The organism is Alteromonas sp. Cnat2-8, assembly GCF_022348355.1.
GTDB classification, from domain to species: domain Bacteria; phylum Pseudomonadota; class Gammaproteobacteria; order Enterobacterales; family Alteromonadaceae; genus Alteromonas; species Alteromonas macleodii.
Genome location: NZ_JAKREX010000004.1, coordinates 226,904 through 244,629 on the forward strand (window position 1 = coordinate 226,904; position 17,726 = coordinate 244,629).

16 protein-coding genes are annotated in these 17,726 nt (G+C 43.7%); 6 read left to right on the forward strand and 10 right to left on the reverse strand.

What is annotated here, in order from left to right; genetic code table 11:
• Positions 1-122: 122 nt before the first annotated feature.
• Positions 123-584, reverse strand: coding sequence for an Mpo1-like protein (locus MHN00_RS11905; protein ID WP_014949505.1), 462 nt, complete (start codon positions 582-584; stop codon positions 123-125).
• 60 nt (positions 585-644) lie between these two features.
• On the reverse strand, positions 645-1,328 hold the full coding sequence (locus MHN00_RS11910) for a PilZ domain-containing protein (RefSeq protein WP_014949504.1): 684 nt from the start codon (positions 1,326-1,328) through the stop codon (positions 645-647).
• 192 nt (positions 1,329-1,520) lie between these two features.
• On the opposite strand from MHN00_RS11910, the gene MHN00_RS11915 reads away from it, so the two are divergent.
• Positions 1,521-3,347: a PDZ domain-containing protein gene (locus tag MHN00_RS11915; RefSeq protein WP_239301250.1), complete on the forward strand. Its 1,827-nt coding sequence runs from the start codon at positions 1,521-1,523 to the stop codon at positions 3,345-3,347.
• Positions 3,348-3,443: 96 nt separating this feature from the next.
• Here the strand turns inward: MHN00_RS11915 and MHN00_RS11920 are convergent, their stop codons facing one another.
• From MHN00_RS11920 to yejK, 3 genes are all read right to left on the reverse strand, one after another.
• Positions 3,444-4,352, reverse strand: coding sequence for a M23 family metallopeptidase (locus MHN00_RS11920; RefSeq protein WP_239301252.1), 909 nt, complete (start codon positions 4,350-4,352; stop codon positions 3,444-3,446).
• Between the two features lie 38 nt (positions 4,353-4,390).
• Positions 4,391-5,266, reverse strand: a complete 876-nt coding sequence (locus MHN00_RS11925; RefSeq protein ID WP_014949501.1) for a 6-carboxytetrahydropterin synthase — start codon at positions 5,264-5,266, stop codon at positions 4,391-4,393.
• Positions 5,267-5,332: 66 nt separating this feature from the next.
• Positions 5,333-6,439 carry a nucleoid-associated protein YejK gene (gene yejK, locus MHN00_RS11930; protein WP_014979307.1) on the reverse strand — a complete coding sequence of 369 codons (1,107 nt, stop codon included), beginning with the start codon at positions 6,437-6,439 and terminating at the stop codon, positions 5,333-5,335.
• A gap of 159 nt (positions 6,440-6,598) precedes the next feature.
• Between yejK and MHN00_RS11935 the strand changes: the two genes are divergently transcribed.
• A complete protein-coding gene (locus MHN00_RS11935; RefSeq protein ID WP_014949499.1) occupies positions 6,599-6,817 on the forward strand; it encodes a DUF1414 domain-containing protein in 219 nt (72 codons plus the stop codon).
• A gap of 8 nt (positions 6,818-6,825) precedes the next feature.
• A complete protein-coding gene (locus tag MHN00_RS11940) occupies positions 6,826-8,352 on the forward strand; it encodes a DUF3413 domain-containing protein (protein WP_101564605.1) in 1,527 nt (508 codons plus the stop codon).
• Positions 8,353-8,887: 535 nt separating this feature from the next.
• On the opposite strand, the gene MHN00_RS11945 is transcribed toward MHN00_RS11940, so the two are convergent.
• The 3 genes from MHN00_RS11945 to MHN00_RS11955 all read right to left on the reverse strand — a co-directional run bounded on the left by MHN00_RS11945 (position 8,888) and on the right by MHN00_RS11955 (position 12,217).
• On the reverse strand, positions 8,888-9,736 hold the full coding sequence (locus tag MHN00_RS11945; protein WP_239301254.1) for a putative RNA methyltransferase: 849 nt from the start codon (positions 9,734-9,736) through the stop codon (positions 8,888-8,890).
• 136 nt (positions 9,737-9,872) lie between these two features.
• Positions 9,873-11,003, reverse strand: coding sequence for an enoyl-CoA hydratase/isomerase family protein (locus MHN00_RS11950; RefSeq protein WP_239301255.1), 1,131 nt, complete (start codon positions 11,001-11,003; stop codon positions 9,873-9,875).
• A 59-nt stretch (positions 11,004-11,062) separates the two neighbouring features.
• Entirely contained in the window at positions 11,063-12,217 is a 1,155-nt protein-coding gene (locus MHN00_RS11955; protein ID WP_039227752.1) for an acyl-CoA dehydrogenase family protein, read from the reverse strand.
• A gap of 259 nt (positions 12,218-12,476) precedes the next feature.
• Between MHN00_RS11955 and MHN00_RS11960 the strand changes: the two genes are divergently transcribed.
• A complete protein-coding gene (locus MHN00_RS11960) occupies positions 12,477-14,060 on the forward strand; it encodes a response regulator (protein ID WP_075176671.1) in 1,584 nt (527 codons plus the stop codon).
• 145 nt (positions 14,061-14,205) lie between these two features.
• On the opposite strand, the gene MHN00_RS11965 is transcribed toward MHN00_RS11960, so the two are convergent.
• A complete protein-coding gene (locus tag MHN00_RS11965) occupies positions 14,206-15,081 on the reverse strand; it encodes an NAD(P)-dependent oxidoreductase (RefSeq protein ID WP_239301256.1) in 876 nt (291 codons plus the stop codon).
• Between the two features lie 88 nt (positions 15,082-15,169).
• Here MHN00_RS11965 and MHN00_RS11970 point away from each other — a divergent pair, with 88 nt between their 5' ends.
• Entirely contained in the window at positions 15,170-15,655 is a 486-nt protein-coding gene (locus MHN00_RS11970; RefSeq protein WP_049586234.1) for a glutathione peroxidase, read from the forward strand.
• A gap of 174 nt (positions 15,656-15,829) precedes the next feature.
• Positions 15,830-16,870 (forward strand): 2-hydroxyacid dehydrogenase, encoded by a 1,041-nt coding sequence (locus MHN00_RS11975; protein ID WP_239301257.1) that lies wholly within the window; start codon positions 15,830-15,832, stop codon positions 16,868-16,870.
• A gap of 94 nt (positions 16,871-16,964) precedes the next feature.
• On the opposite strand, the gene MHN00_RS11980 is transcribed toward MHN00_RS11975, so the two are convergent.
• A complete protein-coding gene (locus MHN00_RS11980; RefSeq protein WP_014949471.1) occupies positions 16,965-17,711 on the reverse strand; it encodes a methyltransferase in 747 nt (248 codons plus the stop codon).
• Between the last annotated feature and the right edge of the window lie 15 nt (positions 17,712-17,726).

A 17,726-nucleotide genomic window follows, 5' to 3' on the forward strand; every position in this document is an offset into this window, starting at 1 on the left:
TGAAGATTATACGCAAGCCTTGCCACGACCCAAGCGCCTTGGTCGTGCCCCTTATGCTTCTTGTCGCAGGGCAAAATCTTGAAATTAGACATGTTTTGGCTATATCACTTCGCTGATTAAGCTCAGTAACTGATATTCATTCTTTTCAGCCAGTGCACCCACCACCAGGCTGGGCCAACCAGCAAGAAGCGCAAATCGTCAAAAAACGAAGGCTTTTTGCCCTCGATATGATGGCCAATAAACTGCAAAATCCACATAACGACAAACAGTACAAGAGAAAATAACCATACTGAGATACTGAAGTGGTCTAGGGTATTAACTGCACCGAAACACAGTATAGTTAAGAGGGTCATTGCAGCCCCAATCGGACCAGACAACATAAAATAATAATACAATACGGGAACCGCTATGATATGCGCCCACGTTATATCGAATTGCGCTATCATTTCAGGTACCGGCAAACTCCACAGCAAACCTATCGTTACAAAATAGATGCTGGGTACGGCAATAGCATGGATGATAACGTTGGTCTTGTTTTGGTGGCTTTCACCGTACTGCATTAAAAGTCGCTCAATACTTCTCATGTAGATCCCCTTAGGCTGTTATTTTGATTATTATCTAAATAGCACCCAACTATTGTTTTCCTACGTTAACAATGTGTGTCGGGACAACAGCGTTTTTATCAATTTTTCTTCACAGGTAAAGGCGAGCCCATAATAAACCACATCACTATCAAGCTTATGATTTTTAACTTTTGCAGTAAGCGCTACTTCTTTACCGTCCAACGAATAGTTTAGCTTAACCTCAGCTTCATCGAGCATTACCGGCCAATTTGGCTTGACCTGTAACGCTACTTTGCACCCTTTTTCACTTAAATCTATGATGATCCCCGTTACGTTTTCGTCACTGGGATAAACGTCAGCTTCTAACGTTACTGAAACGCCAAGTTGAGCACGCTTTACAGCGCGAAGCCCTATACTTTCAATACGTTTTGGGAAGGTTGTAATAAGTAAGCCTGATGGCTTTGAAAGCAATTTGAGTACTTTCACTTTAAACGCAATAACCTGGCCAGTATCGCCCTCAAGCACAGAACGCACCACGATATCGTTGCCAACAGTCAGAGCATCCCTAACGGTAATCCACTTCGCCGATGTTGGAATATGAAAAAGCAAACATTCATCAATAAGCATGCCTATGTAGTCAGTCTTCACACGCTTTGGCGCTGCAGGCATAGCAATTTGTAAATCTACTGTATCGCCGGGTACCAGCGTACGCAACGATTCCAAATTATCTTCGCTTAGTAAATTGCTTTGTATTTTTTCAGCCATTTGTATTTGTTATTGCTGGATTTAATGTCATTTAACTCAATGTACGCATCAAACAAAAACTTATCAATACTACGATTGAAAACCATGTTCAATAAACGTAAAAATTGCCCCTTAGTAGCAGGCAATCTATTGGGATTAACTCAATAGGTTGATATAGTTGAGGGATAGTTTTGCTTATCTTTTCGGACGTTTATGACCTCTGCTCTTCGCTATACGTTAACTATTTCCAATTGGCGTGCCCATCAATTTACTGTCGCGCTGCAAATACCTGAGCATTCTGGCTCATCAATTGAGCTTAGCCTTCCAAGCTGGATCCCGGGAAGCTACATGGTGCGCGATTTTGCAAAAAGCATTATCGAGCTAACTGCAAACACTTCTGAAGGTCATAGTACTGAAAATGTTGGCGATAGAAGCGTTTATAGCCTTTCGGTAACTAAGCTCGATAAACAAACTTGGCGTGTAGACACAGATGGAAAACCATGTACGGTCGTTTACTCGGTTTATGCCAACGACTTATCTATTCGCTCTGCTTTTATGAACGACCAATATGCGTTTATAAATGGAACCAGTGCGTTTCTAAACGTTTCCAGCTTCGAGAATGTGCCGTGTGAGGTGGACATTGAGCTGAACGACAGCGATTCTGCAACCTCGAATTGGAAGGCTTATACGTCAATGCCTTCTCGTTGTGAAAGTACAAGCCCGTCTCGGTGGCACTTCGTTGAAAAAAATTACGATGAGCTCATTGATCATCCCATTTATGTGGGCATTGCAGACACACACAGCTTTGAGGTTGACGGCATTACGTTTACGTTACTTTTCTCAGGTAACAACAATATTGATTATGAGCGCATAGCAAATGACTTAACGCCAATTTGCAAGCACCACCTAAATTTGTTTGGTGCTCCACAACCTATTAATAACTACCTGTTTATGACGCTGCTTGCCGACAATGGGTTCGGCGGTTTAGAGCATAAGTATTCTACTGCCCTTCTTTACCCTCGCTTCGACCTTCCTCAAGTTGGTGAAAGTGAGAAAAAAACCGACAGCTACATTACGTTCTTAAGTCTGTGCAGCCATGAATTTTTCCACACATGGCATGTTAAGCGCATTAAACCTAGCGTAATGGTGAAACCAGACTTATCTCAAGAAACATACACGAATCAGCTGTGGATTTATGAAGGCTTTACCAGTTTCTATGATGACGTCACCCTTGCTAGAGCCGGCGTTATTGAACCACAGAAATACCTCGATATTGTTGCGCAAAATGTCAGTCGACTTTTGCAAAACGCTGGTCGCTTTAAACAAAGTGCAGCTGAAAGTAGTTTCGACGCATGGACAAAATTCTATAAGCAAGATGCGAGCGCTACTAACAATATCGTAAGTTATTACACCAAGGGAGGCATTATCGCCCTTGGGTTAGATTTACTCCTTCGTAAGCAGTCAAACGAACAAGTGAATTTAGATACCTTGATGCAGTTATTGTGGAAACACTATGGCGTGGATGAAAAAGGTACGCCTGATGACGTGATCCAAAATCTATGTACAACGCATTTTGGCATTGATGTTTCAGAATACTTAAATCGCGTGGTGTATGGCACAGACGATGTAGAATTGGCTTCGTTAGTATCTGAAATGGGCGTTAACTATGCGGTTCGTGCTCGCGTGCCAGGTGAAGATAAAGGCGGTGCTTCCTCGCTGCCTGCTATTAAAAATCAGCTTGGCGCCACGTTAAAGCCAGCTACCTTCGGACTTACTGTAATACAGGTATTTGAGGGTCTTGCCGCAATGAAGGCAGGTGTTCTTTTAAACGATGTCATCATTGGGTTAGACGGTCATATCGTCAATGCCCAGAAGCTTCAGCGCCTATTAGATAATGCCCAAACGTCGCAGGTGGAGTTAACGCTTATTCGAGACGGGCGGCTTCTAACCCTGCCTCTTGAGGTAACTCAGGCAAGAAAAGAAATGGCTTACTTTGAAATCACTGATGAAGAAACGCTTAATCAGTGGCTGGGGAAATAACTCCGCCCTGTAGCGTAAAAACTAAAAAGGCGCTTTGAGAGTTTACCTGAAAGCGCCTTTTTCTTTATGACTGTTAAAACTAAATCAAATTAATGGTTACTCTTCGGGAGACCCCGAAATGATAGTCTGTGGGTCTAAACGAGTGTTTCCCAAATTAATACGCCAATCCAGATGCGGGCCTGTAGAGCGCCCTGTTGAACCTATTGTTCCAATCTGCTCGCCTTGCTTAACGGTTTCACCCACTTCTACCGTTATAGTGTCCATATGAAGAAACGTTGAAAACACGCGCATGCCGTGGTCGAGAATCAAGGTGTTACCCGAATAATAGAGATCATCAGCCATTGTTACCACACCATCAACAGGTGCATACACAGGCGTGCCCGTTTCATTGGCGATGTCCAAACCATAATGCGGCCATTTCGGCACGCCATTTAGAATACGCTGACTACCGTACACACCAGAAATCACGCCTTTAGCAGGCCATTCAAACCGGGTGAATAATGCATCTAAATCAGTATTACCGCTTCGCGCGTTAGCTACGTTGATATTGTCTTGCTTAATACGCGCCGTCACTTCTGCTGGCGGAGAAACCATTTTTTGCTCTAGCCCGTCAATTCGCTGAATGTTGTATTCGCGTTTTTCAAGGGTAATGTCTCGCTGCCACTTTTGGCCGTTATCTAATTTTACAACCAACGTTTGCTGCAGTGGCGCTTCCCGTTCAAAGCCAACAACAAATTTTCCGTCTTTGTTGGTTTGAACAGTTTCGCCATTAAGCGTTACTTTGGCCCCAGCGGGAGCTTGCCCGCGCAGTAAGGCGCCTTGCGTAAACTTACCGTTCAACACAACGTTTACTTGCTCTTGACTAGATAACGCTTCGTTTTGGCCGTTTAACTCTACATCTGCGTAAGCAAATGGCATAGAGGCAACTGTGCTAATTGCCACTACACAACTCATTACACGAGATAGTGCGCTATGCAATGCGTTTCTTGAAAGCGTGAATGCCATAGTTGTTTCCTTTCCCTATAACGAACTGTGGTCGAATGTTAACCCTTTACTGTGGCGCCTTTACCTACGCCCTCATAAGCGATAACTTGGCAAACGCCGTCAGGCGTGCGTTTCTTCTGCTCTTCAAGCAGATACTGCGCCAAACACTCAACTGTTGAGTCGGTTTCGATGACTTCACAATCTGACTTAGGAATTAATAGTTCAAAATAGCCCTGTGACGACTCGTAAGCAAAACAGTAGTAATCCGCTTCATTTGAAACTTGACCTTTAAGCTTTCTGTCGCTGTACGCTATTTCGTCTTCACGGGTGGCTATATAGATGTCGGCCCAACGGTCAGCCCAATACTGCTGACTTTCAACACACACTTTGCCGTCAAGTATAATATCGATTCGCGAACGGTGACCGTGCGCTATGCGCTGACAATTACCATCGTGCTTTTTAAGCCCGTGGGTATAGTGATAATACGGAGAATTAATGACTTCCTCACGTAAATGCAGCGTAATGTTTTCAACGTTTTCTGGAAGATGAGTCGCCAATACTTCTTTTAAGTAAACGCCAACAGATTCCATGTTTATCTCATCAGAATAAACAAATGCATAAGCTTCAGCGGGGCAATGTAGCATGATGCTACGCCCATCAATGCAGGTAAAGCGCGCTTCTACCTGTTCAGAATCGTCGTCGTGAATAACCTCTGAACCGCTGTATTCAGCAGGTACAAGCAACTTGTGATCAACATATTCGTCGATTAGTCGCTTTAAGTTCTTTTTCACGTGACCAAAGTCTTGAACCATGCTCTCTTCGTTGAGCTCACCGTCCAAAATCACATCGACAATCCAGCTTTCCCCTACCATGCCGCGTTTTGGGCAAAGGTAAGAGAAGTCCATCACTGTCAAATCATTTACAAATAATTGCATAACACCCTTGAGTCGAGTTTATATTCTACTAACTAGTATACGTTTTTTATTTTTGCTTCGCAGCGACTAGTCCATTGAAGATTGGCGATTAAGCTGATCTTTTAAATTAGGTGGAATTCCACGGATTGTTAGCGTATCCGTAGCTGGGTCGTAAAATACCCGATCGCCCATTAATTTGCGTTCGAAGCTAAGCGATATACCACCGCCCTGACCGGTAAATTTAGCAAGTTGTTTCAGCGCTGCAGGGTCTGGCTGAATTTCTTTTTCAAGCGGTACTTCCATAGACTGTGTGAACGCAGAAAAGTTACTGCTAGTTTCTTCATTTTGTGGGAGTCGGTTAGCCAGTTCATCTACTGATAAACTCTCGCCCGCATCAATCTTTTCTTTAAAGTATGATTTAACTTCTTCTCTATGCTGGTGCTGCTCTTGCGGGTCTAGTGACTCACTGGCTAGGTAGGCATCAACTGTAGAAATCAATTGTTTATTTTGCTGTTTAACATCAACCAGCTCTTCGCAGCCTACAAACTGCATAAAGAAGTCTGATACCTTACGTCCCATTCTACCTTTAATAAAACTAACGTAACGCTGCTGTTCTGGCTGAATATCCCACTGGGTTAAATCGAACCGCACAGCGAGCTGCATTTTTGCTAAATCCAAGTGTTCACGCGCGGAAAGGTCTAAAGAGTTTGTCACTTCAACGTGCGAGCGGGTATTTAACAATGCAATCATCAAATACTGTGTGGCTAAATACTCATACTGGCAGAAAATAAGAAAACCGGTCTCAACCGTACCCGTTTCTGCCAAAGTGCGAACTAAGCGATTGGTCGCTGATACCGAAAAAGCATGGAATGCATCTTCAACGTTATCACCCGCCGCTTTTTGAATATCCATGTATTGCTTAAGGCCTTCCGCGAACTCTGCTACATTCTCGGTGCTTTTTTGCGTAGTCGCTTCGCCTTCTTCGTTTTCCACTTTTGCTTCACGGGTAACTTCCGTCACGAAGTGGCCAACCCCTTTTCCAGGTTTAGCATTGAAACTGTGGTTTATTTGATGGGCAAGAAGCTCGATTTCCGGAGTAACAGCTAAGCAGTTGTCACGTGGAATTGCTTCAATTTTCTCTTCTTTGTTTACAATCAAACGATGTACAACAAAGTGATGAATCAGTGCACTCATAGAGTATCGGGTGTCCTGTTGCTTAAAAAGTGTCAGAAATATCCAAAGAATTGCGGGATTTTAGAATGAATGATTGTACTCACTCAAACAACGATTATAATCATTTTACGTGTAAAACCATTCTTTTTATCAAAGAAATCATAAAAAAGAGGCGTAGCAATGCCCCAACAGAGCCGCTATAGCAACGACGAATTCGAAACGCTAATGAATAACGTTATTCTAACCCTTGAAGAAGGCGGTGCAAACCGCGATCTTTCACTTATGGTGTTAGGAAATGTCATTACGCACATTTTAAATACTCAGGTAGCCCCTGAAAATCGCGAAGCCATGGCAACGCAGTTTGCCGACGTACTCAAGAAAAGCGTTAAAAATAGCTAAGGGATTGCATGATACTTGCCGAATCACCTCGTCGCCAGCGTGTTACTAAACTGGTAAATTGGGGGCATTGGTTTGCCTTGGCGAACATTATCATCGCCATAGTTATTGCCTCGATTTTTGTTTTCTCATCACCTATGCCTGGCACAGGTGTCGGCACCTTGTATCTTCTAGCCAACTGGTTCGGTCATATTGGTTTTATGACCTTTTTTGGCTTTGTTATTTTTATCCTCCCTCTTTGCTATTTGGTTAACAACCCCAGAGTCATAAAGGTCAGCGCGTCTATTATTGCAGCTGTGGGGCTAGCGCTCTTGGCTTTCGATGCGTTGCTATTTAATCGCACAGGCTTCCATATTAGCTTTCACGCCGCGGATTTACTGCGCAGTGAAGCTCAGTCAACAATGGCGATAGAAAGCTGGCAACAGTGGGCATTTTTATTTCTTCTGTTTATCGTTTGGCTTGGCTTCCAGCTGGTCTTAGCCAATGCAATCTGGAAACGTGTTGAACGCTTCACTCGCCATAAAGTGGGCATCCCTGTTACTACATTTTTTGTCAGCTGTTTTGTTACCAGTCACGCTATACACGTGTGGGCTGATGCCAAGTTGTATCAACCTATCATCAAGCAGGACAACATGTTTCCGCTTTCTTATCCTGCGACTGCTAAAACGACGATGTCGCGTTATGGCTTGCTTGACTTAGCGGCTTATGAAGAAAGAAAACAACTTCAGTTCAACCCTGATATTCACAATATTACTTACCCAGCCGAGCCGGTTTATTGTTCTATTGAAACAAATAGAAACTTAACCGTGGTTGTCCAGACTGATAACGAACAGGCGGTGGACTTAAGTAACATCAAGCGCAACACCTTAAACAAAGTAGCCAATTACTATTCGACGGCCAGCAGCATAGAAGGCTTAATGACTACTACGCTATTTGGTGTTCCCGAAATATACCAAGACGCTTTATCTCAAAAGCGTCCGGTGTTATTAGCACTTCCATTGGGGTCTGGCATGCCGGTCTCTATCCACAGCGATGAAGCGTTGCCGTTGCCTCAATTAGCGGGATATTTGCAACCACTGAGCAACAATCATGATGGTTTGCATATTGCGTTTTTGAAGAGTGCTGATATCGAAAGCTATGTGAAAAACACGTTAGCGCGTAAACACGATGTGATTGTTGCAACTGGCTTTGGTAGCGAAAGTGGCAAAGGCACGCTGTACAGTACCCTTAAACTGAATGCTAGCTTAGCCAGCACGGAAGATTTAGCGCCTACCATTTTAGGAGCATTGGGATGTAACGCCCCTGCTACGTTTTATTCTACTGGCCAAAGCTTACTTTCTCCTTCAAGACCATGGCTAGTTAGCACCTCTGGTGAACGCATTGTTGTGTTCCATGACAATAAACGTACTGACGTACTTAGTAACGGCAGCTATGAAATAAGCGACATGGCGACCGGCAAGCGCAGCAAAGAAGCGCTAAATGTCGATTTATTAAGTCAGGCTATTAAACACCTATCACGATTCTCAACACAGAATTAAAATTCTGGCGGCAGACTAAGGAAAGTCTGCCGTTAAGCGCTTCGGTGTTATGTACAACCACCCAATATGAGTTACGCATAACCACCCATCTAATTGTTTTGCACAAATAATCTAGAAAACCAGCACTTAACGAAACACCGGCCCAAACGGGTTCTCGCAACACACTGTGTTAAGGTCGCAAACTAATGAAGACTATAGTTTTAGGCCATCTAGCTAGAGGTGTGGATGTCTACCCACCATTGAATTCGATGGGTAATCCACTTTATACCAATCCGCAAAGATAATTGCCCACTCAGAAGGCGCTGGCAAGTTTCCTAGCGAAGCGTGGGAATGCAGGAATGGCTGTTTCCTTTCAAATTCCCAGAATGAAGCTAGGAAGCTTGCCAGACATTCCCGAAGGGCGAGTTTAAAATGTCCGTACACTTTGTTGTGTTACCTCGATGTAGAACCACTATACCTGCGGTAACACGCCGCGATTACGAACATTTTAACTCTCGCTGAGTGGGTAATGATCTATGCGGACTGGTATTAAATATTACTGCGGTGTTTTTTGCCATAGCTGAATATGGAAGTCTGCGGTTACGCTTTTCAACGTTTCAACAATCTCATCGATTTTGCCGTTTGGCAGTTTCCAGTAAAACGGCGTCATTTTGATAAGTGCCAGCGCATGTTCTTCGCTTTCGAAATGGATAGGAAAGGAAAAACACTCATTGTAAACCCGTGTAAGCCCATCTCGTTCTTGGTTGTCGATTTCATGCTGTCTTGGATTGTCGTACACCTGCTGTTTAAGCTCAAACAGGTGTTCAGGCGCTGGATCGACCGTCACTAAAAGGCCATTGTTTTTAAGAGCCCTCACATATTCTTCATTACTCCCAGGTGCGAAAACCTGAATCATCACGTCTTGCGAGTTACCGCTTAGGGGTAAATCGAAACTGCTAGCAACAACGAACTGTGCTTGTTTGTACGCTTTAGCTGCCAGCTCTACTGCGATTTTGGCGATATCGCTACCTGCTCCTTCAACCTTTAAGCCACTCGCTGAAAGTCCTTGTACCATCGCATCCAAGTAACTCCCCTCACCACAACCCGCGTCATAAACCTTTATGACATTCTTTGATGCTTCTTCACTGGCTGCCGTTTCATTTAGTACCTTTTTCACCAGCGTCACTAATTTATCTTTCAACGGCTTATAGGCATTTAATTGGTGGAATTCCCTTCTGGCTCTCACCATTGCTTTGTCGTCACCCGGAAGTTTCGATTTTTTAAATTGAACGGGCAAAAGGTTAACGTAACCTGATTTCGCTTTATCGAAGGTATGGTTGTTTTCGCAGCGAATAGGCGTTGTATGTAATGAGATAGGGAGTTTACAAAGTGGGCAGTGCCACATGACAGGTTCTTTTTACTGAGAATTTGCCGTAAAGGATATCAAACCCGACACCTTTACGGCAATAAGCGTAACAACATCACACGCCGAGTTAATAGTAATACTGGGCGCTTTCGTACTTATTTGGAGAACTTTTACACTACAGCTTTGCCAATGGATGTTGCTCTTCAGCCCATGGAGAAGTGAAGAAATGTGCTATTGCGCTTTGCGGCACTTCATCTACTGTTTTGTATTTCCACTGTGGTGACATGTCTTTATCAATCAAAAGCGCTCTTACCCCCTCTTGGAACTCACCACTTTCTCCACATCGACAGGACATATCAGCTTCCATTCTAAAACAGTCAGCCAACGTCATATTCGCACCTTTCTTACATTGCTCGAACACCAAATGCATAGTGATAGGAGAACCTTTGGCTAGAGTGCTTTGCGCTCTCTGTAACCACTTATTCTCACTCATGTCTGCGTTAAGAATGGCATGAACTACGTCGGTAACATTGTCAGCCGAACACAAATCATTAATAAGTGCCATATTCGGCTCAACGTTGCCATTAGGAAGTTCTTCTGGCGTTTTCATTGTGTCGATAATGTGCGAAACACTAGAAGCCAAACTTTCGCTGTCGGTCTTTTCCCACGTGTATTCTACGAGGGTATTAAGCAAAGTGTCTTTTTCTGTACTCGCCAGCAAACTGTCTGCAAGCCCTACAAAGCAAGCATCGGAGCCATTCATTTGGCCGCCTGTTAAACCTAGGAAGAGACCTGCTTTACCTGGTAAGCGAGGTAGAAAATAGCTTCCGCCTACGTCCGGGTACAAACCTATCGTAATTTCCGGCATAGCAAGACGAGAGGTTTCGGTTACTATTCGATGGCTTGCACCGCATAGAAGCCCCATGCCACCGCCCATAACAATACCACTGCCCCATACAACAATAGGCTTACTGTAATTGTGAATAGTATAATCTAGCGTGTATTCAGTTTCGAAAAATGTTTCTAAGAAAGCTGGAATTTGCCCATTAGCTTCCACCATCGATTTGTACATAGACACTATGTCACCACCGGCGCAAAATGCCTTCTCGCCAGCAGCATCGATCACAACAGCTACGATATCGTTGCGAGGCTGCCATCGCTGAAGCGCGTCAAGCATGATGCTAGCCATTTCCAAATCCAATGCATTTAATGCCTTTGGCTTGTTAAGCGTTAAACGGCCTATTGTGTAGTCGTTGCTAGACGTCTTGATTTCATCAACAATGACTACCGATTCCACATCTGTCATTTTCACTCCTTCCCACAGTCCATTAAATCGTGCCTGAATTAGTTCGTTAGCGAAGTGTACTACAGTACACTTCTCTCATCTGACAGCAAACGTCTACCAATGATAACGCGCATAATTTCATTGGTGCCTTCCAATATTTGATGTACGCGCACATCTCTGAAGTGACGCTCCAACGGATATTCTTTGATATAACCGTACCCGCCGTGTAGCTGAAGGGCATCGTTACATACATTGAAGCCAACATCTGTCGCGAACCTTTTCGCCATAGCGCAATAGGTGGTTTTGTCTGGGTCGTTATTATCCAGCTTACAAGCCGCCATACGTACCATTTGTCTCGCTGCAACAAGTTCAGTAGCCATATCAGCTAATTTAAACTGTAATGCCTGGAAACCTGCAATAGGTTTACCAAACTGCTCACGTTCATTCATGTAGTCACGCGCAACGTTTAGCGCCTGCTGTGCAGTTCCTACCGAGCAAGTTGCAATATTAATTCGGCCGCCATCAAGCCCTTGCATGGCCATTTTAAAGCCTTGTCCTTCCTCGCCAAGTAACCAACTAGCATCTAATTTCACGTTATCGAACGTGATCATACGAGTGGGCTGTGCATTCCACCCCATTTTTTCTTCGGCTTTACCGTACTCAATCCCGTCGGCATTAGCCGGAACCGCGAATGCAGATACGCCCTTAGGACCATCTTCCCCTGTACGCGCCATTACAACAAGAACATCCGTACTGCCAGCACCAGAGATAAACACCTTAGACCCGTTAAGGACATACCCACCGTCAGCTTTCGTCGCCTTTGTTTTTAGCGACGCTGCATCAGAACCAGCGCCAGGCTCGGTTAGGCAATATGATGCCAGCTTGTCACCGGTTACCAGTTGGTCACACCACATATCTTTAACTTCACTGGTGCCCCAAGTGGCAATCATCCACGTTGCCATGTTATGTATGGTTAACATAGCTGTAGTCGTGGTACATCCCATTGAAAGCTGCTCGAAGATTATGGAGGAATCGAGCCTGGATAGACCCAGCCCACCTGCACTCTCAGGCGCATACAATCCACAGAAGCCTAATTCACCCGCTTTCTTTATCGCTTCTACTGGGAAGTGATGTTCTCTATCCCACATAGCGGCGTTAGGTGCTAGCTCTTGCTGAGCGAATTGACGGGCGGTGTCTTCAAAGGCTAACTGGTCATCGGTTAATTCAAAATTCATTAGGCATACCCTCAATTGATTTGCTTTTGAACTACAATAACCAATACTTACCCCTTACGTAAACGTAAAGGTAAATTTTTATTTAAAAACATTGAGGGCTAACGTAAATATTTTGTGACGAGAAATACTGTTTCTTTATAGACTCCAGCACGAAGCAGAAAAAAGTTATCCTTTTTAATAATGCACTTTTATCTCGCCGCTGATAAGCTAGGTTGATGTAAGTAAACCTTGTTTGGTCGCCGTGGAATTCAGAATAGCTATAGTAGAAGACAATGCTACTGCTCGGACTGCGCTTCGAGGACATTTAATGTCAATTGCTAACTTATCGGTAAGTAGCTTTGCATCTGGTGTAGAACTGAAAGCGGCACTTAAAAAGCAAAACTTTGAACTCCTGTTAATGGACTATCACCTAGGTCAAGGCAAAACAGGCGTGGAATGGATCCAGAGTTTAAGAGAGGCAGGCTTTATAAGACCTAGCACAGGCATTATTTTCTTAACGTCTGATCGCTCACCGCAAATTATTGGCCGTATAATGGATTTACAGCCTGACGTTTTGCTTATTAAGCCATACACCATTGCTTCACTAACCCGCCAAATTAATCATTACTTAAGTTATCGAGACTTTGTTAAAAACGTATTGCACGCGCTGGATAACAAACAACTTGACCGAGCAATTAGTGTCGTTAGAGCTAAGATCACCGAAGGCATTCCTCCTCGGCTTGTTGCTGAAATTAGAAAGCTTTATGCTCGTCTTCTTTTCGAGAATGGTGATTTGCAACGAGCGTTGAGTATTTATGATGATGTGTTAACCCGCTCTGACAAAGTCCTTTGGGCACAATGGGGAAAAGTAAAGTGCCAGTACGCTTCGGGTCAATGGCCACATTGTAAAAGCCATTTGAGCCAAATGGTTAACTCTAGCTTGGCTCGCGACAAGGCATTTGAATGGCTTGCATCCATATCATTTGAACAAGACTCCTACGATCAAGTAGAAAAATACTTAAATGAAATTAAGTTTAGTGAATTAAGCCTACCGGCTGCAAAGTTAAAAACCATTGCCTATCAAAAGCAAGACAAGGTTGTAGAAGCCATCGATCTCTTACAGAAGAAACGGGCTATGCATCGCAGTGCAAAAGACAGGTTCAATGACTTTACGTTTGAGCTCGCTGAGTTCTATTTGTTTCTTGCAGAAGAGTCGCCTGAAACCAATAGAAAAGAAAGCTTGTCTCAGGCTAGAAAATTAGTAGGCATTGCCGGAAGAAGTCAGGGCGACCCGCAGACTTTACAAAAAAGAGACTACCTTCTGGCTTTCTCGGCTGTGCTGGACGGCGACTTAGAAAAAGCGGCACATTTGCTTGAAAGCGACTACGTCGACAACTACCTTCGTACTGAGCCGTCTATCCTCGTTATTGCCGCAAAAGTACATCACGGTCTTGGAGATGAACGCAAAGCTGGTGAGTTACTCTTGATGGCTAAGCGTAAAAACGCGGAGTTACAAGCTATTTCAGAACAGGTTATGAATGACGAGCTGATTTTTTCGGGTGGAGAAAGGTTAGGTTTAAATCACGAACAGGCCATTTCTATAAACGAGGCCGGCACACAACTCTTTATCGAAGGCTTATTCAACAAGGCAATGAGGCATTTTTATGATGCTTTCCAACTCTCACCTGATACCGCAGCATTTGGCTTAAACCTTCTTCAGTGCATGATTGAGTCAGACACAGGTGTTTACCGAAAATTTAACGTCAGACAGCTACTCGACAAGATAATGTCACTCCCCTTGAATGACGTTAACAAGGCCCGTTTGGAACAGCTTACGCTATCTGCTCAAGAACAGGCGCTGTAATGTTTAATTAGCAAATGACTAAAGTAACATCCATAACCTGCGTTGTGGATAACAACGCACCGCTTCCAGAACGCCACTGTTTTTCGCTGTTTAGTACATTTTATTGTAAACCAGCGGGCCTTTTATTCTTGTTAGTCTGTTAGCGTTATTTTAGTCGGGTAAGCAAACTCGATGTATCCCAACGGCCGCCACCAAGCTTTTGAACATCTGCATAATATTGATCAACAAGTGCCGTAAGCGCCAAAGTCGAGCCGTTCTTACGCGCTTCATCCAATGCAATACTTAAGTCTTTACGCATCCAATCAACAGCAAAACCAAAATCAAAGCTGTTGTTTAGCATAGTGCTGGCTCTGTTTTCCATCTGCCACGACTGAGCTGCGCCTTTGCTAATAACATCGACAACCGCATTACAATCAAGCCCAGCACGCTGGCCAAAATGCAATGCTTCGGCCAAGCCTTGTACGATGCCGGCAATACAAATCTGATTCATCATTTTTGCTAGTTGACCGCTGCCACTCTTACCAAGTAGCTGACTGTGTCGTGCATAATGTGCCATTACCGGCTCAACCGTGCTGTATACGTCTTCATCGCCGCCCACCATAATGGTCAGCTGCCCGTTCTCAGCCCCAGCCTGGCCACCAGAAACCGGTGCATCCAAGAAGCCAACTTGCTTATCTTGGCAGCTTTTATATAATTCTCTGGCAATATCTGCTGATGCAGTCGTATGATCGACCAGCACACTGCCCGTCTTCATCACTGCTAACGCCTGTGTGCCCACATCTCTTACATCGTTGTCGTTACCCACACACATAAATACGATGTCAGCGCCTTCACACGCATGCGCAACGGTATTGCTAGCACTGACTTTAGCGTCACCAGTGTTATAGGTTGAAAGCCAATCCTGCGCCTTTTGAGAGGTACGATTATAAACAGTGACCGAATAGCCAGCTTTGCTCAAGTGCCCTGCCATAGGATAGCCCATTACACCCAAGCCCAAAAAACTCACTTTCAAATTACTCATACAAAATATACTCTAGATACTTAACAAAGATGGTTGGATTACCTAAGAGTAACAGACTTAACAACAACAAAAATATAGGAAAATAATTTTGGCGCTCTATGAACACGCTATTACGTTGAACAACGGTGAACAAACTACCCTTGAACAATACAAGGGTAAGGTATTACTTATTGTTAATACGGCAAGCAAATGTGGCTTTACTCCTCAATATGAAGGACTAGAGTCGCTCTATAAAAAATACAACGATAAGGGCTTTGAAATTTTAGGATTTCCCTGCGATCAGTTCGGACATCAAGAGCCAGGTAGCGACGAAGATATTGCGCAATTTTGTAGCCTTAATTTTGGCGTTTCATTCCCATTATTTAAGAAAACAAATGTAAATGGTCCAGATGCCAATCCGCTCTTTGAGGAATTGAAAAGCGAAGCCCCCGGTCTTCTTGGCACAAAACGTATAAAATGGAACTTCACTAAGTTCTTAGTTAATGCTCAAGGCAAGGTGCTAAAACGTTATGCGCCTACTGTAAAACCAGAAGCCATTGAGAAAGACATCGCTAAGCTTTTATCAGCGAATTAGTACGCTTTGCAGTTTAGATAGCCGCCGGCATGGCGGCAGTGAACGAGCGTTTTGAAATATACCTAATGCGTTAGTGCTCAATACATCCCGCTAGATTTATTGATCTACATCTATGTAGTTTAAATGTGAATGTGGTAATTTTTTGCCGTCTAAGTGACTTAACTGGGTACTAAAATGAATACCTCTGCACGTAAAAAAGCGCACGATAACCTCAGCGACCAACGACGCAAAAACATCGCTTTTTTTAGTACTCGCTCTTATGAACACGCTCTGTTTTCTGAATTGCTGGAAACATTAAACGGTGCTAGTGACAAAACCATCAATGCCACATTTTTTGAACACCCACTGAACGCTTCAACCGCAGCGAGTTGCAGTGGATTCAGCGATGTTGTTGTGTTTGTAAATGACGACATTAATAGGAAAACCATTGAAGCTCTAAAACTCTGTGGCGTTAAACATATTGCGCTTCGCTGCGCTGGCTTCAACAATGTTGATGTGGATGCAGCAGCAAAGGCAGGTATCACTGTAAGCCGCGTACCCCCTTATAGCCCTGAAACCGTAGCTGAACATACAATTGCGCTAATCCTTACGTTGAACCGAAAAACACATAAAGCATACAACCGAGTACGCGAAGGCAACTTCAACCTTGGAGGATTGATGGGCTTTACGCTTCACGGTAAAACCGTAGGGGTAATTGGCACAGGAAAGATTGGACAAGCGGTTATACGCATACTATTGGGATTTGGATGCCATGTGCTTTGCTTCGATCCGCATCCAAACAATGATGTAACCACAATGGGAGCCCATTATGTAACGCTCAATGAACTACTTGAAAAAAGCGTTATTGTTACCCTGCACTGCCCGCTCAACGAACAGAGTCATCATATAATCAATGCTAAGAGTATTGATAAAATGCCTCAAGGCGTCATGCTAATTAATACGTCAAGAGGCGGGCTTGTCGATGACAATGCCATCATTAAAGGGCTTAAGTCGAAAAAAATTGGATATTTAGGGCTAGATGTCTACGAAAGAGAATCCGAACTGTTTTTTAACGATCATTCGCAAGACATAATTCAGGATGATATTTTTCAGCGCTTAACTACGTTTCCGAACGTTTTAATAACGGGCCACCAAGGGTTCTTCACGCTCGAAGCCTTAGAGGAAATCGTAAAAATCACGGTCAATAATATTATGACGGGTGAGAACGCGCTCTAAGGCGCCACTACAACTATCTACGTATTAGCGCGCTCATAACCCTATGTAGTCCGTCACGTAAATATCCCAACAAACTCTTTTTTACTGGCTTTTTCTATTTCTCTTTTTCTAGAATCAGCTGAAAATATTTTCCTAACCAAAGGTAAGGCGCTTGCCTATGATACTGCCGCTCTAGCGCAAGTAAGTCATCAAATTTGCTGCTTTGATGGGTTATATCTCGCATGTAATCATGGAAACAACGAATGCCTGCTTTTTCGATAATTTTGAAACCCAATGATTCACAATGTTCAACCACGCGGGTTGCACTTAACGGCTGTTTTGGGTTCAGTCTAACTTGCTTTTTAACTTTCATCCCTTTCGCGATGTAATCAAAGTTTCCGTAGATAGCATTGGCAAACAAATTCGCATCTTGGTTGAAAAAGCTTAGGCTTAAACGGGACCCTGGCTTCATGTTCTTATACATAAAATCGATAGCATCAAAGGGCGCATCCAGCCACTCTAAAACCGCATGGCAAATCACTAAATCAAAACTGTCTAAATCCTCAATCTGCTGCAAATATTGATGCCTAATTGTAATATTTGGTGCATCTGCAAGCAGTGCCTCAGCTTGTTTAAGTACATCCTTCGACGCGTCAGTTAACACAACAGAATGCCCTTTAGAAGCAATATGCGCTGTCATTACACCTGTCCCCCCGCCTATTTCAATAGCGCGAACAGGCGTGGTTAAATAAGGCTCGAGAACATCACATAATAAGGTGTGCCTGAGCTTTCCCTTAGTAGTGCCATATATATTGCTAGAGAATTTTTCTGCAATACCATCGAAGATACGATCGTTATTCATATACTACAGTCATCG

Bases quoted from the DNA above. Each gene is read 5' to 3' on its own strand.
- MHN00_RS11965 (WP_239301256.1), bottom strand. From the start codon at position 15,081: ATGAGTAATTTGAAAGTGAGTTTTTTGGGCTTGGGTGTAATGGGCTAT.
- MHN00_RS11950 (WP_239301255.1), bottom strand. From the start codon at position 11,003: ATGACAGATGTGGAATCGGTAGTCATTGTTGATGAAATCAAGACGTCT.
- MHN00_RS11915 (WP_239301250.1), top strand. From the start codon at position 1,521: ATGACCTCTGCTCTTCGCTATACGTTAACTATTTCCAATTGGCGTGCC.
- MHN00_RS11920 (WP_239301252.1), bottom strand. From the start codon at position 4,352: ATGGCATTCACGCTTTCAAGAAACGCATTGCATAGCGCACTATCTCGT.
- MHN00_RS11905 (WP_014949505.1), bottom strand. From the start codon at position 584: ATGAGAAGTATTGAGCGACTTTTAATGCAGTACGGTGAAAGCCACCAA.
- MHN00_RS11935 (WP_014949499.1), top strand. From the start codon at position 6,599: ATGCCCCAACAGAGCCGCTATAGCAACGACGAATTCGAAACGCTAATG.
- yejK (WP_014979307.1), bottom strand. From the start codon at position 6,439: ATGAGTGCACTGATTCATCACTTTGTTGTACATCGTTTGATTGTAAAC.
- MHN00_RS11955 (WP_039227752.1), bottom strand. From the start codon at position 12,217: ATGAATTTTGAATTAACCGATGACCAGTTAGCCTTTGAAGACACCGCC.
- MHN00_RS11945 (WP_239301254.1), bottom strand. From the start codon at position 9,736: ATGTGGCACTGCCCACTTTGTAAACTCCCTATCTCATTACATACAACG.
- MHN00_RS11975 (WP_239301257.1), top strand. From the start codon at position 15,830: ATGAATACCTCTGCACGTAAAAAAGCGCACGATAACCTCAGCGACCAA.
- MHN00_RS11925 (WP_014949501.1), bottom strand. From the start codon at position 5,266: ATGCAATTATTTGTAAATGATTTGACAGTGATGGACTTCTCTTACCTT.
- MHN00_RS11940 (WP_101564605.1), top strand. From the start codon at position 6,826: ATGATACTTGCCGAATCACCTCGTCGCCAGCGTGTTACTAAACTGGTA.
- MHN00_RS11980 (WP_014949471.1), bottom strand. From the start codon at position 17,711: ATGAATAACGATCGTATCTTCGATGGTATTGCAGAAAAATTCTCTAGC.
- MHN00_RS11910 (WP_014949504.1), bottom strand. From the start codon at position 1,328: ATGGCTGAAAAAATACAAAGCAATTTACTAAGCGAAGATAATTTGGAA.